Source organism: Mycolicibacterium lacusdiani, assembly GCF_021916785.1.
Lineage (GTDB): Bacteria > Actinomycetota > Actinomycetes > Mycobacteriales > Mycobacteriaceae > Mycobacterium > Mycobacterium lacusdiani.
Map to the genome: position 1 here is coordinate 460,149 of NZ_JAKCFC010000002.1, position 15,578 is coordinate 475,726.

17 protein-coding genes are annotated in these 15,578 nt (G+C 67.0%); 6 read left to right on the forward strand and 11 right to left on the reverse strand.

The features are described from left to right. Positions 1-27 precede the first annotated feature (27 nt). The 9 genes from LOK44_RS07155 to LOK44_RS07195 form a co-directional block, all read right to left on the reverse strand. The gene (locus LOK44_RS07155; protein WP_283817781.1) at positions 28-870 is read right to left on the reverse strand and encodes an SDR family NAD(P)-dependent oxidoreductase; all 843 of its coding nucleotides are present in this window, start codon (positions 868-870) and stop codon (positions 28-30) included. After that, positions 867-1,316, reverse strand: a complete 450-nt coding sequence (locus LOK44_RS07160; protein WP_237569305.1) for a nuclear transport factor 2 family protein — start codon at positions 1,314-1,316, stop codon at positions 867-869. The genes LOK44_RS07155 and LOK44_RS07160 overlap by 4 nt, the downstream gene beginning before the upstream one ends. A gap of 4 nt (positions 1,317-1,320) precedes the next feature. Then, positions 1,321-2,451 carry an NDMA-dependent alcohol dehydrogenase gene (locus LOK44_RS07165; RefSeq protein ID WP_237569306.1) on the reverse strand — a complete coding sequence of 377 codons (1,131 nt, stop codon included), beginning with the start codon at positions 2,449-2,451 and terminating at the stop codon, positions 1,321-1,323. A 97-nt stretch (positions 2,452-2,548) separates the two neighbouring features. Continuing rightward, positions 2,549-3,088 (reverse strand): nuclear transport factor 2-like protein, encoded by a 540-nt coding sequence (locus tag LOK44_RS07170; protein WP_237569307.1) that lies wholly within the window; start codon positions 3,086-3,088, stop codon positions 2,549-2,551. 2 nt (positions 3,089-3,090) lie between these two features. Next, complete coding sequence (locus LOK44_RS07175; protein WP_163922111.1) at positions 3,091-3,300, reverse strand: ferredoxin; 210 nt, start codon at positions 3,298-3,300, stop codon at positions 3,091-3,093. 16 nt (positions 3,301-3,316) lie between these two features. After that, complete coding sequence (cyp51, locus tag LOK44_RS07180) at positions 3,317-4,699, reverse strand: lanosterol 14-alpha demethylase (RefSeq protein ID WP_237569308.1); 1,383 nt, start codon at positions 4,697-4,699, stop codon at positions 3,317-3,319. Further along, positions 4,696-5,520, reverse strand: a complete 825-nt coding sequence (locus LOK44_RS07185; RefSeq protein WP_237569309.1) for an SDR family oxidoreductase — start codon at positions 5,518-5,520, stop codon at positions 4,696-4,698. The genes cyp51 and LOK44_RS07185 overlap by 4 nt, the downstream gene beginning before the upstream one ends. A 14-nt stretch (positions 5,521-5,534) precedes the next feature. After that, a complete protein-coding gene (locus tag LOK44_RS07190; RefSeq protein ID WP_237569310.1) occupies positions 5,535-6,746 on the reverse strand; it encodes a cytochrome P450 in 1,212 nt (403 codons plus the stop codon). Beyond that, positions 6,743-7,351 (reverse strand): TetR family transcriptional regulator, encoded by a 609-nt coding sequence (locus tag LOK44_RS07195; RefSeq protein WP_163922122.1) that lies wholly within the window; start codon positions 7,349-7,351, stop codon positions 6,743-6,745. Before LOK44_RS07195 ends, LOK44_RS07190 begins: the two co-directional genes overlap by 4 nt. Positions 7,352-7,546: 195 nt before the next feature. On the opposite strand from LOK44_RS07195, the gene LOK44_RS07200 reads away from it, so the two are divergent. The 5 genes from LOK44_RS07200 to LOK44_RS07220 are packed head-to-tail and all read left to right on the forward strand — an operon-like array spanning position 7,547 to position 12,332. Continuing rightward, positions 7,547-9,013, forward strand: coding sequence for an aldehyde dehydrogenase (locus LOK44_RS07200; protein WP_237569311.1), 1,467 nt, complete (start codon positions 7,547-7,549; stop codon positions 9,011-9,013). 26 nt (positions 9,014-9,039) lie between these two features. Then, positions 9,040-9,801, forward strand: coding sequence for an SDR family oxidoreductase (locus LOK44_RS07205; protein WP_237569312.1), 762 nt, complete (start codon positions 9,040-9,042; stop codon positions 9,799-9,801). Continuing rightward, positions 9,798-10,664, forward strand: a complete 867-nt coding sequence (locus LOK44_RS07210) for an NAD(P)-dependent oxidoreductase (RefSeq protein ID WP_237569313.1) — start codon at positions 9,798-9,800, stop codon at positions 10,662-10,664. The genes LOK44_RS07205 and LOK44_RS07210 overlap by 4 nt, the downstream gene beginning before the upstream one ends. After that, entirely contained in the window at positions 10,664-11,116 is a 453-nt protein-coding gene (locus LOK44_RS07215) for a carboxymuconolactone decarboxylase family protein (protein WP_237569314.1), read from the forward strand. Before LOK44_RS07210 ends, LOK44_RS07215 begins: the two co-directional genes overlap by 1 nt. Continuing rightward, entirely contained in the window at positions 11,106-12,332 is a 1,227-nt protein-coding gene (locus LOK44_RS07220; RefSeq protein WP_237569315.1) for a hypothetical protein, read from the forward strand. The genes LOK44_RS07215 and LOK44_RS07220 overlap by 11 nt, the downstream gene beginning before the upstream one ends. Here the strand turns inward: LOK44_RS07220 and LOK44_RS07225 are convergent. Together LOK44_RS07225 and LOK44_RS07230 are read right to left on the reverse strand one after the other, a co-directional pair. Continuing rightward, on the reverse strand, positions 12,319-12,924 hold the full coding sequence (locus tag LOK44_RS07225) for a TetR/AcrR family transcriptional regulator (protein WP_237569316.1): 606 nt from the start codon (positions 12,922-12,924) through the stop codon (positions 12,319-12,321). The genes LOK44_RS07220 and LOK44_RS07225 overlap by 14 nt on opposite strands. A 26-nt stretch (positions 12,925-12,950) precedes the next feature. After that, a complete protein-coding gene (locus LOK44_RS07230) occupies positions 12,951-14,189 on the reverse strand; it encodes a cytochrome P450 (protein ID WP_237569317.1) in 1,239 nt (412 codons plus the stop codon). 96 nt (positions 14,190-14,285) lie between these two features. On the opposite strand from LOK44_RS07230, the gene purD reads away from it, so the two are divergent. Further along, entirely contained in the window at positions 14,286-15,557 is a 1,272-nt protein-coding gene (gene purD, locus LOK44_RS07235) for a phosphoribosylamine--glycine ligase (protein WP_237569318.1), read from the forward strand. Positions 15,558-15,578: the final 21 nt, after the last annotated feature.

Here is a 15,578-nt window from a genome sequence, read left to right on the forward strand (position 1 = left end):
ACGATTCTGCAGTGGTGCAGAGGGCGCCTAACCCCGCATGAACCCGTCCAACTCGTTCACCGACCACGGCGGCGAGTCGTGGTGATCGCGGTAGGCGAGCAGGCTGGGGGACGGGCGGTCGAACCGGCCGACGAAACCGCCTGCTGCGATGAAGATCTGGCCGGTGACGTCCTTGGCGCGGTCGCTGACCAGGTAGGCGTAGGTCGGCGCGACGTACTCCGGTGGCGCGGCGTCCAAAGCACCCTGCTTGCCGACCTCGTCGAGGAGGCCGCGCCGGTTGAGTTCCTCGATGTGGCTCTCGTACTCCGGACCGGTGGACAGCCGCGTCCTGGCGCCCGGGCACACCACGTTGGCGCGTACCCCGTGCTCGCGCAGTTCGGCGGCGATGGCGAGCGTCAATCCGTTGACTCCGCCCTTGCCGGCCGGATACCCGGTGCCGCCGTAATCGCCGAGGAACGCAAACGAACTGGTGTTGACGATCGCTCCGCTGCCCTGGGCGACCATCAGCGGTGCGGCGGCGCGGCACGTCTCGAACGTGGTGCCGAGATGCGCGTCGAGCAGGTCCCGGAACTGCGCCGACGTCACGTTGAGGATCGAGGACCCGACCGGTTCCGCGGTGCCCGCACAGTTCACCAGTGCACCGATGTCACCGAACTCGTCGACGCACCTTCGCACCAGCTCATCGGCTACCGCGGGGTCCGACGGGGACCCCGGGAAGCCGACAGCGCCGGCGCCGACTCGGTCGACGGCCTCGCTGACGGCGGCACCGTCGCGACCGTTGATCACGACGCCGAACCCCTGGGCGGCAAGCAGTTCCGCGACGGCCAGGCCCACCCCGCGGGACCCCCCGACGACGACGGCGCCGGTCAGGTGGCGTCCTGCTGGCCGAACGTCATGGCGTCCATGTTCCAGTAGCCGCGCAGGTTCGTGATCAGACCACCGTCGTCGACCGTGTATGTGAAGACCCCGCGCACCGTCGCAGTGAAACCGTTCGGGAACACGGTGTGCAACACCAGGATGTACGCGATCTCGTTCGGCGAACTCGACGGGAACGACGCCTCGCGGGTCACGGTCAACTGGTTGGGACCGATGTTCGCGTCGTAGAACGCGGCCACCGCTTCCTTGCCCCGCACTCCGTTGCCGTCGGGATTCGTAACGGCCTCGCCGATCGGATCCTCGATCACGATGTCATCGGACATCAGGGCCAGCCAGCCCTCGCGGTCGCCGGACTGCACGCACCGCCAGGATGCCTGCGACGCCGCGACGACGGGTGTCTCCGTCACCGTCCCGGCGTCGGTCTGAGTGGTCTCGGACACGGGCTTACCGGTCGGCGTCGGTGTAGCGGATGACGCCGCGGATGTTGCGACCTTCGAGCATGTCGGTGTAGCCCTCGTTGATCTGCTCCAGCTTGTACTGCCGGGTGACCATGTCGTCCAGGTTCAGCCTGCCCGCCTTGTACATGGACAGCAGCTGCGGAATGTCGAAGTGCGGGTTGCCACCACCGAAGATGGTGCCCTGCAGCCGCTTCTGCATCAGCGTCAGCATCGCGAGGTTCAGCGACACCTCGGTGTCCATCATGCTGCCGATGGCCGTCAGCACCGTCGTGCCGCCCTTGGACGTCAGGTTCACGTAGTTGTCGACGTCCTTGCCGTGCAGCTCGCCGACGGTGACGATGACCTGCTTGGCCATCAGGCCGTGGGTGACCTCGGCGACGCCCGCGAACGCGGACTCCATGTCGGGGTAGGCGTGCGTCGCGCCGAACTTCAGCGCGGCATCGCGCTTCCACTCCACGGGTTCGACTACGAACAGGTTGCGGGCGCCGGCGTTGACTGCGCCCTGCAGCGCGGACATGCCGACACCGCCGACGCCGATGACGGCGACGTCGTCACCGGGACGGATGTCGCCGGCCTTGACGGCCGAGCCGTAGCCGGTGGTCACGCCGCAGCCGACCAGGCAGGCCACCTCGAACGGGATGGACGGGTCGATCTTCACCACGGAACTCTTGTGCACCACCATGTACGGGCTGAAGGTGCCGAGCAGCGTCATCGGGAAGACGGGATCGCCGTTGGCGGCGTGGATGCGATGGGTGTTGTCGGAGACGGCCAGGCCGCCCAGCAGGCCCGCGCCCAGGTCGCAGAGGTTGCGCATGCCGGCCTGACACGACGGGCAGTTGCCACACGACGGGATGAACGACAGCACCACGTGGTCACCGGGTGCGACCTCGGTGACTCCGGGGCCCACCTCGGTAACGACGCCGGCGCCCTCGTGGCCGCCCAGCACCGGGAAGCCCATCATGGGGATGCCGCCGGTGACCAGGTGGTGGTCCGAGTGGCACATGCCGGACGCTTCCATCTGGATCTTGACCTCGTCCTTGACGGGGTCGCCGATCTCGATCTCCTCGATCGACCACGGCTGGTTGAACTCGCGAATGAGCGCACCCTTTGTCTTCATCAAGATCCTGCTTTCAACGAGGAGTTACGTAGGCGTCCGTATTCAGACTAAGTTACCTAAGTCACATCATGACCAACTAGGTGGTTGGGCGCTAGCCCTACCAGATCGGAACCGGCGCCTCGCCCAACGGGTAGTAGCCGGGGAGCTTCTCTCCGGCGACGCTGCGTTCGATGCGCTTCTGCATGGTCGGCGTCAGGTCGCCAGAGCTGATGAGCTTGCCGAACATGTAGGCCACGTGACCGAAGTCGAAGAAGTCGCGCTGCCACTCGATCAGCAGATCCTCATTGAGCCGGAACCAACTGCCGCCGATGCCGTAGATCTCGTCCTGGCTGCCGTCGCCCTTCTTCACGATCTGCTTCCAGAAGCCGACGATCTCGTTCTGCTTCTCGTCGACGAGCACCTTCTGGTACTCGTAGACCCAGTTCTCCAGGCCCTGCATCTCCAGGCCGAGCGCGACGTCGCGGATCTCGTCGCGGCCCACGCACATGACGTCTTCCTTGGGGCCGATGTTCCAGCCGTAGGTTGCGTCCTCGGTGTAGAAGTCGGCGAGGTTCGTCCAGTCGCCTGCGGCCTCGGAGTCCTTGTTGGCCTTCAGCCAGCGCTGGACCCAGTCGTCCAATTTTTCGCGTGACGCCATTCTCAGTCTTCCTTCTCTTCGATGGAAAGTGCTTGGGTGGGACACATTTCGATTGCCCGCTGGACGTCCTCGCGGATGTCGTCGGGTGGCTCTGCGTCGAGGATCTCGACGACGCCGCGCTTGGGCACTGCGAACACGTCGGGGGCTTCGAGTTCGCACATCGCGTGGCCCTGGCACAGGTCCTCGTCGAGTACCACGCGGTAGCAACCCATCTAGCTCAGACCTCCCCTATTCCCCGGTCGCTTCGCTCTGCCCGCCGGAAACCCGCTTGCGGTACCGCACCTTCGCGGGCTGGGCCAACTGCACGACCATCTTGGAGTGGTCGTTGCGGTAGCTGTCGGCTGGCTGGGACATCTCGAACTCGTACTCGCGCAGCAACACCGAGAAGATGGCCTTGATCTGCATCTGCGCGAACGCCGCGCCGACGCAGCGGTGCTTGCCCGCGCCGAAGGGAATCCACGTCCAGCGGTTGGCCAGATCCTCCTGCCGCGGCTTCAGGTAGCGGTCCGGTTCGAAGGCGTCGGGATTCGGGAAGTCCTCGGCGATCCGATTCGAGATCGCCGGCGACGCGGCCACCATCTGACCCTCGTGAATCGGGTAGCCCGCCACCTCGAACTCGTCCTGCGCCACACGCATCAGGATGATCAGCGGCGGGTGCAGGCGCAGAGTCTCCTTGAGCGAGTTGTCGAGCTTCGGGATCTGCCGCAGCGCATGGAAACTCACCTCCTGGCCGTCGGAGTACAGCTCGTCGAGTTCCTGCTGCACCTGCGCGTACACGTCGGGGTGGCGCAGCAGTTCGATCAGCGTCCACGACGACGTCCCCGAGCTGGTGTGGTGGCCCGCGAACATCAGCGAGATGAACATGCCGGTGACCTCGTTGGCCGTGAAGCGGGGGTTGCCGTCGTCGTCCTTGATCGACACCAGCACGTCGAGCAGGTCCCGATCCTCCTTGCCCTTGGGCGGATTCGCGATGCGCCCATTCATGATCTCCTGCACCAGCTCTACGAGTTTCACGCGTGACTCGTCGCGGATGCGGAAGCTCTCGATGTCGAGATAGGGGTCGACGTAGCAGAGCGGGTCGGTCCCGCGTTCGAGCTGGTGGTAGTAGTGGGCGAAGCGACCGTCGAGCTGCTCGCGGAACTTCAGACCGATCAGGCATGCCGTCGAGGTGTAGATGGTCAGCTCGGAGAAGAAGTCGAGCAGCTCGATCTCCCCCTCGTCGCCCCATCCGGCGATGATCTTCTTGACCTCGTTCTCGATGGTGGCCGCGTGGCCCTTCATCTGTTCACCGCGCAGTGCGGTGTTGTGCAGCATCTCCGCCCGGCGCTCGGGGTCGGCATCGAACACGACGCCCTCACCGAAGATCGGTGTCATGAACGGGTAGGCCTCGGCCTGGTTGAGTTCGGCATCGCTGGAGCGGAAGAAGAACTCGTTCGCCTCCGACCCGGACAGCATCACGACCTGCTTGTCGACGAGCTGGAACCAGCCGACGTCTCCGCACTCCTCGCGGATGCGGTTCATCAGGCCGATGGGGTCGGTGCGGAACTCCTCCAGGTGTCCGTACTCGTCCTCGCCGCCGGAAACCCGCTGCACCTCTTTGGTAACGGTCAAGAGAGCTTCTCCTCGTCCAGTTTCAGCTGCTGACGCTCCTTGGGCGCCGAGGTCAGCGGCGCCTCCGGCTGCAGCTCCATGTTGGCGATGTAACCGCCGCGAGGTGTCTCCGCGACGAACGTGATGGCGCGTGCCAGATCGGCTGCGCGCAGGAAGTAGTCGTGCCGGGCCTGGCCCCACTTGGCCCAGTCCTCGAGTGCAGGTCCGATCAGGTCGGCGGGCAGGCTCCAACCCATCGACGTCTTGGTCGGCCCGGGATGCACGATGGACGCCCGGACGCCGGTGCCCTCGAGTTCCATCTGCAGGTTGTTGACCATGGCGACCAGCGCTGCCTTCGCCGCACCGTAGGCGCCCATGTGGGGTCGTTGGCGCAGTGCCACCTCGGATCCCACGAAGATCAGATCGCCGCGCTGGCGCTCGAGCATGCCAGGCAGCACGGCGGTGGCGAGCCGGTTGGCGCCGACGAGGTGGATCTGCAGCTGCGAGTCGAACTCGTCGGTGCTGATGTCGGCGAGCTTGCCGAAGTAGGTGTCGCCTGCACCGGCGACCATCACCTCGATCTCGCCGAGCGCGTCCTGCGCCTGGGCGACGAAGGACTTCACCGAGCTAGGGTCGGTGACGTCGAGGTGGAAGCCGACGGCCTCACCGCCCTCGGCGTTGATCTTGCCGACGATGTCCTCGAGCTTCTCGACGCGCCGCGCGCCGAGCGCGACGGGGAAGCCGCGCGACGCGAGTTCGATCGCGGTGGCCTCGCCGATGCCGGCGGACGCTCCGGCGACGATGGCGGGTCGGCGCTCGGGCAGTGGTGCGAAACGGGGCATTGCCGATGGTCCCTTCAGCGGGCTTGGATCGAGATGGGCAGATGGGCGAAGCCACGGACGTTGCTGGAGTGCACGCGCACCGAGTTGGCCTCGTCCACGTCGTAGCCGCGGATCCGCTTGAACCACTCGGCGAGCGCGACGCGGGCCTCCATGCGGGCCAGGTGAGCGCCGAGGCAGAAGTGTGCCCCGCTGCCGAAACTCATGAGCTTGGAGCCGATCTCGCGGCCGATGACGTAGTCGTCGGGATTCTCGAAGACCCGCTCGTCGCGGTGCGCGGAACCCGGCAGCAGTAGCAGCACGTCCCCGTCGGGGATCGTGGTGTCGTACAGCGTCAGCTCGCCGGCCACCGTGCGGGCGAGGATCTGGCTCGACGTGTCGTAGCGCAGCGTCTCCTCCACCCAGAGCGGGATCCGCTCGAGGTCGTCGTACAGCGGGGCCAGTTGATCGGGATTGCGGTGACCCCAGAACGCAGCGTTGGCAAGCAGTTTGGTGGTGGTCTCGTTGCCGGCGATGACCATCAGGAACATGAAGCCGAGCACTTCGTCGTCGGTGAGCCGGTCGCCGTCGATCTCGGCCTCGAGGAGTGCGGTCGTCAGATCGTCGGTCGGCTTCTTGCGACGTTCGGCAACCATCTCCTGGTAGTAGACGATCAGGTTGAGCGACGCCTCGATCGCCTCGGCCGGAACGTCGGTGACGCCGTCCTCGCGGTGCATCACCCCGTCGGCCCAGGCGCGAACCTGATCGCGGTCGGGCACCGGGACGCCCATCAACTCGGAGATCACGTCCATCGGCAGCTTGCCCGCGAAGTCCCCGACGTAGTCGACGGTTCCGTCCGTCGACTTCTCCATCAGCACGTCGAGGTGCTGCGTCGCGATCTCGGTGACCCGCGGTTCGAGTTCACGGATGCGGCGCGGCGTGAAGCCCTTCGACACCAGCGTGCGCAGCCGCAGATGCGACGGGTCGTCCATGGCCAGGAACGACATGGTCTTGCTGGCGTGCGGACCGCGTGACGCCGGGTCGAGTGAGACGCCGAACTTGTTGGACAGCGTCGTACTGTTGCGGAAGCCCTGCAGCACGTCGGAGTGGCGCGACAGCGCCCAGAACCCGAGTTCTTCGTTGCGATACAGCGGCGCCTCGTCGCGCAGCCGTTGGTAGTACGGGTACGGGTCTTCGTGGAAGTCGTAGTCGTAGGGGTCCAGTAGGACCTCTGAGGTGCCGGTGGTCATCGATCTTCTCCCAAGATGAGTGCGACCACGTAGCTGAGGCGGTCGGCGATCTGGTGGTAGGTGAAGGCGCCGCTGCCTGCGTTGACGAGCGCACCGAAGAACGTCATCTCCAGTGCCGACACCACGCGGGGGTCGGCGTCGGGACCGACGGCCGAGCGGATGCGGCGGTGGATCTCGGCGCCGATGCGGTCGCGGACCTTGCGCACCGTGGGATCGGTTCCCGTCAGCAGGGCCGTCGTGCACGCGGCGGCCACCTCGGGCTCGTCGGACACCGTCAGCGCCATCGCGCGCAGCGCCTGTTCGACGCGCTGGGGCATGGGCTCGTTGACGTCGGTGAAGTACGGAACCTGCTTCATCAGATCGAGGTAGACCTCGGCGATGAGGTGATTCTTCGACGAGAAGTAGGTGTATGCAGTGGCCGGCGCGACCTTCGCCCTGGCTGCGACGGCGCGCACGGTCAGGTCGGCGTAGGAGGATTCGCGCAGCATCTCGACGCCCGCGGTGAGCACCTTGCGGAACGTCTCCTCCTGCCGACGGTTCCGCGGCCTCTCACCTGGGTCGGCATCGGCCTGACCTGTGATGGCCACCACTGCATCGCTGGACACATGTCCAAGTTATCCGACCGATGCGTGCCAAGGCAAGCGCATCCGGCAAAGACGCTGCGCATCGGCATGTTTCGGTGGGAAGCCGGCCGTATCCATGGATGGACTCTTGCGGCTCGATCCGACCCCGGGCTATGGTTCGTTTCGATACCGCCGGACAGTTGTCCAGGATTGCTCGGCTCGATGATGGGAGTTCGGATGCCGCTACTGGGCGATCGCGAGAGTCGGCTACTCATCGACGGGAAGCTCATCGCCGGCAGCGGTGGCGCCTTCGCGACGGTGAACCCCGCGACCGAGGAGGTCCTGGGCGTCGCCGCCGATGCGACTCCCGACGACATGGATCAGGCGATCGGTGCGGCGCGACGGGCGTTCGACGAGACCGACTGGTCGACGAACGTCGAATTGCGGGTCCGCGGCATCCGCCAGTTGCAGCAGGCGATGCGCGACCACGCGGAAGAGTTGCGGGAACTCACGATCTCGGAGGTCGGCGCGCCCCGGATGCTCACGTCCGCTGCGCAACTCGAGGGGCCGATCGAGGATCTCAGCTTCTGCGCCGACACCGCAGAGTCCTACCAGTGGCGCACGGACCTCGGCATCGCCTCGCCCATGGGCATGAAGACCCGGCGCACCATCGCCCGGGAGGCGATCGGCGTCGTCGGCGCGATCACGCCGTGGAACTTCCCGCACCAGATCAACCTCGCCAAGCTGGGTCCCGCGCTGGCCGCGGGCAACACGATCGTGCTCAAGCCGGCGCCGGATACCCCTTGGGCGGCAGCCGTTCTCGGTGAGCTGATCGTCGAGCACACCGACATCCCGGCGGGCGTCGTCAACATCGTCACCTCCAGCGACCATGGCGTCGGCGCGCTGCTGTCCCGTGACCCGCGAGTCGACATGGTGTCCTTCACCGGGTCGACCAACACCGGCCGGGCAGTGATGGCCGACGGCGCCGCCACGCTGAAGAAGGTCTTCCTCGAACTCGGTGGCAAATCCGCGTTCCTCGTACTCGACGACGCCGACCTCGGCGGTGCCTGCTCGATGGCCGCGTTCACCGCGTCGATGCACGCGGGCCAGGGGTGTGCCATCACCACCCGGCTGGTGGTGCCCCGCGCCAAGTACGACGAGGCCGTCGACGCGGCCGCGGGCACCATGGCGGGTCTCAAGCCCGGCGATCCGACCGATTCGCGCACGATCTGCGGACCGGTGATCTCGGCGGTGCAGCGCGACCGCATCCAGGGCTACCTCGACTCGGCGATCGCCGAGGGGGGCCGCTTCGCTTGCGGCGGTGGAAGTCCCGCCGACCGCGACAAGGGCTTCTTCATCGAGCCGACCGTCATCGCGGGGTTGGACAACGGCGCGAAGGTGGCACGCGAGGAGATCTTCGGCCCGGTGCTGACGGTCATCGCACACGACGGCGACGACGACGCGGTGCGCATCGCCAACGACTCGCCCTACGGATTGTCCGGCACGGTGTTCTCCGGTGACGACGCGCGGGCACAAGGCATCGCGGACCGGTTGCGCGTCGGCACGGTCAACGTGAACGGCGGCGTCTGGTACTCGGCGGACATGCCGTTCGGCGGCTACAAGCAATCCGGCATCGGCCGGGAAATGGGTCTGGCGGGTTTCGAGGAGTACCTCGAGACCAAGGCGATCGCCACGCTGGCCTGACCACCATGGCTACGAAGGAGACACACGTGGGTCTGTACGGAGATCAGTTCAAGGAGAAGGTCGCGATCGTCACCGGTGCCGGTGGCGGCATCGGGCAGGCGTACGCCGAGGCGCTCGCGCGTGAAGGCGCCGCGGTCGTCGTCGCCGACATCAACACCGAGGGTGCACAGAAGGTCGTCGACGGCATCAAGGGCGAGGGCGGCAACGCGCTCGCGGTGCGCGTCGACGTGAGCGATCCCGACTCCGCGAAGGAGATGGCCGCGCAGACGCTTTCGGAGTTCGGCGGCATCGACTACCTGGTGAACAACGCGGCGATCTTCGGCGGGATGAAGCTCGACTTCCTGATCACCGTCGACTGGGACTACTACAAGAAGTTCATGAGCGTGAACATGGACGGTGCGCTGGTCTGCACGCGTGCGGTGTACCGCAAGATGGCCAAGCGTGGCGGCGGGGCGATCGTCAACCAGTCGTCCACCGCGGCGTGGCTGTACTCGAACTTCTACGGACTGGCCAAGGTCGGCATCAACGGTCTGACCCAGCAGCTCGCCACCGAGTTGGGCGGGCAGAACATCCGCGTGAACGCGATCGCCCCCGGGCCCATCGACACCGAGGCCAATCGGACCACCACCCCTCAGGAGATGGTTGCCGACATCGTGAAGGGAATTCCCCTGTCGCGCATGGGCGAGGTCGACGACCTGACCGGCATGTGCCTGTTCCTGCTGTCGGATCAGGCCAAGTGGGTCACCGGTCAGATCTTCAACGTCGACGGCGGACAGATCATCAGATGAGTGCCGAGCTGAAGCTGGGGTACATCGGCCTGGGCAACCAGGGGGCGCCGATGGCCAAGCGCCTCGTCGGATGGCCCGGCGGACTCACGGTGTTCGACGTGCGCACCGAGGCGATGACACCTCTGGCCGAGCTTGGCGCCAGCCTGGCCGACAGCGTCGCCGACGTCGCCAAGGCCGACGTCATCAGCGTCACCGTGCTCACCGACCAGCAGGTGCGCGACGTCGTCGATCAGCTCGCGGCCCACGCGCAGCCCGGCACCGTCATCGCGATCCACTCGACGATCGAGCCCGGCACCGCCGGCGAGTTGGCCGAGGCGTTGCGGCCGAACGGTATTCACATCGTCGATGCGCCGGTCAGCGGTGGCGCAGGCGCGGCCGACAAGGGCGAACTCGCCGTCATGGTCGGCGCTGACGACGAGGCCTACGACCTCGTCAAGCCGGTGTTCAAGCAGTGGGCCTCGATGGTGGTCCGCGCCGGAGAGCCGGGTGCGGGTACCCGGATGAAGCTGGCCCGCAACATGCTGACCTTCATCGGCTTCGCAGCCGCGTGCGAGGCATCCAAGCTGGCCGAAGCGGCGGGCATCGATCTGCAGAAGCTCGGCCGGGTGGTCAGGCACAGCGACGCCCAGAGCGGTGGGCCCGGCGCGATCATGGTTCGCGACGACACCAAACCGCTTGGGCCCGAACACTTCGTCTACGACATGTTCGTCCATACCCGCGGCCTGGCCGAGAAGGATCTGCGGTTGGCGCTCGGACTCGGCGAAGCCACCGGGGTCGATCTGCCGCTCGCCGAGATCGCACTGCAGAACCTGGCCGCCGGGCTCGGCGTGCCGCACACGACTTCGACTTCGGAGGAACAGTGATGGACGAGCTTCGCAAGAAGGGCCTCGAGAAGATGAACGAGGTCTACGGCTGGGACATGCCGGACATGCCCGGCGACTACTTCGCGCTGACCGCCGACCACCTGTTCGGCACCATCTGGACCAGGCCCGGCCTGTCGATGCGCGAGAAGCGCATGATGACGCTCACCTGCGTGACCGCGCTTGGCATCCCGGATCTGGCGGAGATTCAGGTCAATGCTGCGCTGCACAACGATGAACTCACCGTCGAGGAACTCAAGGAGATGGCGATCTTCCTGACCCACTACCTCGGCTTCCCGTTGGGCTCGAAGCTCGACGGCGTGGTGACCAAGGTTGCGGCCAAGCGGAAGAAGGACGCCGAGAAGGCTGCCGGTGAGGGCGCGGCGGAGGACAAGCGGGCGAACGTCAACGCCGCGTTGAAGATGCACTCGGGAAGCAAGATCGATGACGAGTAGGTACGCCGCGCTGTCGCGCGAGGAACTGGCCACCCTAGTACCCGAGCTGCTGCTGATCGGTCAGCTGATCGACCGCTCCGGCATGGCGCACTGCATCAGCGCATGGGGCCGCGACGAGATGCTGCAGGTCGCCATCGAGGAGTGGGCCGCGTCCAGCCCGCTGTACACGAGACGGATGCAGAAGGCGCTCAAGTACGAGGGCGTCGACATCTTCACGCTGTTCAAGGGCCTGCAGCTCGACATCGGGGCGCCGCCGCAGTTCATGGACTTCCGCTACACCGTGCACGACAGGTGGCACGGGGAGTTCCACCTCGACCACTGCGGTGCGCTGCTCGACGTCGAGCCGATGGGCGAAGACTACGTACACGGCATGTGCCACGACATCGAGGACCCGACGTTCGACGCCACGGCGCTGGCCACCAACCGCAAGGCCCAGGTCCGTCCGATCCACCGCCCGCCGCGCGTGCCGTCCGGCCGGAAACCGCACTGCGCGTGGACGGTCATCATCGACGAGTCGTACCCGGAAGTTCCGTTCATCCCGGCGATGGACGTCGTCGCAGCCAGCCATGCACATTCCTGCGAACTGGACCCGATCGATCCGAACGACGATGGAGCGGCCGACTACTCGGGCGACTTGCTCGCCGACGTCGACTTCGGTGCGTTCTCGCACTCGGCGCTGGTGCGCATCGCCGACGAGGTGTGCCTCCAGATGCACCTGCTGGTGCTGGCATTCACCCTCGCCGTCCGCAAGCGCGCCGGAACCGATGCCGCACTCGAGGAGTCGATCCGCTACAAGCAGCTGATCGGCATCGCAGGCGTCGCGGCCGAGCGCATCCACCGTGCCCTCCGGCTGCCGGGTGGGGTGAAGGGCGCGCTGCGGGTGCTCGAACTGCACCCGCTGCTCAACCCTGCGGCGTACGTGTCGGCCGATGTCGCCGCGGACTCGCTGCACGTGCGGAAGTCGCCGGCGTATGAGGACGGCTCGTGGATCTCGCTGTGCTCACCCGTCAACGACAAGCCGCTGCAGGCGATCGCCGCGGCGGTCGATCCTCATCTGCGGGCGGAACTGACCGGCACGCAGTCGGACTGGACGGTGCGCTTCGTCGAGACGGACACTCCTGCAAAGGAGTTGGGCGAGGTCGCGGTCACCAAGTTCAGTGGCGGCGCGAGCTGGGTGTTCGAGGACCGCAAGTCGCTGCCGCTCACCGTGGTGTAGCGGGCAGAATCGCCCCGGCCACCCACCGCCGCAGGTAGTCGCGCAGCACCTGACCGGTGCGTGGCGGCCGGCCGGGGTCGATCACGAACGACTGGATGATCCGCAGCAGGTGCTCGGCCAACTCGTCGAGTTCGGCGTCGGTGAAACCATGTGCGGCCCAGTCGACGTCGAAGCGGCGGACCATGGCGTTCGCGAACTGCAGCGCCACGTCGGAGGTCACCGACTCGGTGTGCGCGTTCGGTCGGCCCGGCGCCACCAAGAGCCCGATGTGCTTGTCCTTGGGCAGCCATTCGAGCGCAGTGGCGACGGCCTCGGTCACCGCGTCGACGGGGTCGTTGATGCCGCGGACGTGGTCGGCGACCCGTTCGAGGAAGTCGTCGGCGGCGTGCACCGCTGCCGCCACCAGGAGCGCGTCGGTACTGGGGAAGTAGCGGTAGACCGTCTGACGGGTGACGCCCAGCGTGCGGGCCACGTCGGCGATGGATATCTCGGCGCCGCGCTCGTCGATCGCCTTGCCCGCGGCCGCGAGGATGCGAGCGACGGCCTCGTCGTCGCTTGCCGGGGCCGATCCCGACCAGCCGTGGGTTCGCACGGGCGAATGGTACTCCGAAGGCCTGATCAGCCCCCGTAGGAGACGGGCAACTCCTTGACGCCGTTGATCCACCCGGACCGCAGCCGCTGTGGCTCAGCGAGTTTGGAGATGTCGGGAATCTGAGCGGCGATCTCGTCGAAGATCAACTTGATCTCCATGCGGGCGAGGTTGGCGCCGATGCAGTAGTGCGCTCCGTTCCCGCCGAACGCGAGGTGTGGGTTGGGGTTGCGGGTCACGTCGAACTCGAACGGCCGGTCGAAGACGTCCTCGTCGAAGTTGGCCGAACTGTAGAACAAGCCCACGCGCTGGCCGGCACGGACCGTCACCCCGCTGAGTTCGACGTCGGCCATGGCGGTGCGCTGGAAGCAGTGCACCGGGGTGGCCCATCGGATGATCTCGTCGACGGCGGTCTCCGGCCGTTCGCGCTTGAACAGCTCCCACTGGTCGGGGTTGTCGAAGAACGCGTTCATGCCGTGCGTCATCGCGTTGCGGGTGGTCTCGTTGCCCGCGACGGCGAGCAGGATCACGAAGAACGCGAACTCGACGTCGCCGAGCGATTCGCCGTCCACGTCGGCCTGGATGAGACGGGTGACGATGTCGTCGGCCGGACAGCGGCGTCGCTCCTCGGCCATCGTGTAGGCGTAGCCCATCAGTTCGGCGTTGGCGGTCGTCGGATCGGAGTCGAAGTCCGGATCGTCGGTGTTCATGATGCTGTTGGTCCAGTGGAACAGCCGCTCGCGGTCCGCCTCGGGCACGCCGATCAGGTCGGCGATGGCCTGCAGCGGCAGCTTGGTGGCGACGTCGCCGACGAAGTCACCGCTGCCCTTCTCGGCGGCGGCTGCCACGATCTCGCGGGCGGCCACGGCGAGCTTCTCCTCGAGTGCCTTCACCGCGCGCGGGGTGAACAACCGGGACACGATCTTGCGCAGCCGGGTGTGCTCGGGTGCGTCGTGGTTGATCAGCAGCGCCTTGGTCAGGTCGAGTTGCTCGCTGGTGACGCCTTCCGGCAGCCGCATCACCGCACCCTTGCGGTTGGTCGACCACAGGTCACCGTTCTTGGAGATCGACTTGATGTCCTCGTGCTTGCTGATCACCCAGTAGCCGCCGTCGTCGAAGATCGAGTCGCTCTGGGCGTTCCACCACACGGGCGCGGTCTTGCGCAGTTCGGCGAACTCGGTGACCGGGATGCCCTTGAGGAGGACGTCGGGATCGGTGAAGTCGTACCCCTGGGGCAGGAAGGGGCAGGCGTTCTGAGTGGTCGTCATGAGAAGTCCTTCGTGTGACGTGCGGCACTAATGCGCTCGACCATACACCGCATCGTCAAGTGTATGCCCGGACGCGAGGGTCTAGGGTTGTCAACCGTGCACGTCCTCGTCATCGGATCTGGTGCCCGCGAACACGCCTTGCTGCTTGCGCTGCGGCGCGACCCGGAGGTGACGGGACTCTCGGTCGCACCGGGCAATGCCGGCACCGAGATCGTCGCCGACCAGTACGACGTCGACATCACCTCCGGTGAGGCGGTGGTCGGACTCGTCCGCAAGGTGGGCGCCGACCTCGTGGTCGTCGGCCCCGAGGTCCCCCTGGTGCTCGGCGTGGCCGACGCCGTGCGCGCCGCCGGGATCGCCTGCTTCGGGCCCACCCGGGACGCGGCGCGGATCGAAGGCTCGAAGGCCTTCGCCAAAGACGTGATGGACGCCGCGGGCGTGCGGACCGCACGCAGCGAGATCGTCGACAACCCAGCGCATCTCGACACCGCGCTCGACCGGTTCGGCCCGCCCGGCGGCGACCCCGCCTGGGTGGTCAAGGACGACGGATTGGCGGCCGGCAAGGGCGTCGTCGTGACCGCCGACCGTGACGCCGCCCGTGCGCACGCGGCCAGCCTGCTGGACTCCGGCCACCCGGTACTGCTCGAGAGCTTCCTCGACGGACCCGAAGTCAGCCTGTTCTGCGTGGTCGACGGCGAGACCGTCGTCCCGCTGCTACCGGCACAGGATTTCAAGCGCGTCGGCGACGGTGACAGCGGACCGAACACCGGTGGCATGGGCGCCTACGCGCCGCTGCCGTGGCTGCCCGAGGGAACCGTCGACCAGATCGTGCGCGACGTCGTCGCACCCGTCGCCGCCGAACTCGTCGCACGCGACTCCGCATTCTCCGGACTGCTCTACGCCGGCCTGGCGATGACGTCGCAGGGCCCGTCGGTGGTCGAGTTCAACTGCCGCTTCGGCGACCCCGAGACCCAGGCCGTGCTGGCGCTGCTCGAGACCCCGCTCGGCCAACTGCTGCACGCGGCCGCCACCGGTCGACTCGCCGACCAGCCGCCGCTTCGATGGCACGACGGCGCGGCGGTGGCCGTGGTGCTCGCCGCCGAGAACTATCCCGGCCGGCCCCGCCTCGGTGACGCGATCACCGGGTCCGAGGCCGACGGAGTGCTGCACGCGGGCACGGCCCGGCGCGACGACGGAAACATCGTGTCCTCCGGTGGACGGGTGCTCTCCGTGGTCGGCACGGGGCCCGACCTCGCTGCCGCGCGTGATGCCGCCTACGGGCTGATGGGTTCGATCCGGTTGCCGGGCAGTCACTTTCGCACCGACATCGGTCTGGCCGCCGCCGAGGGCCGGCTCAGCCTGCCGTAGGTCTAGCCTCGTGGGCCAGCG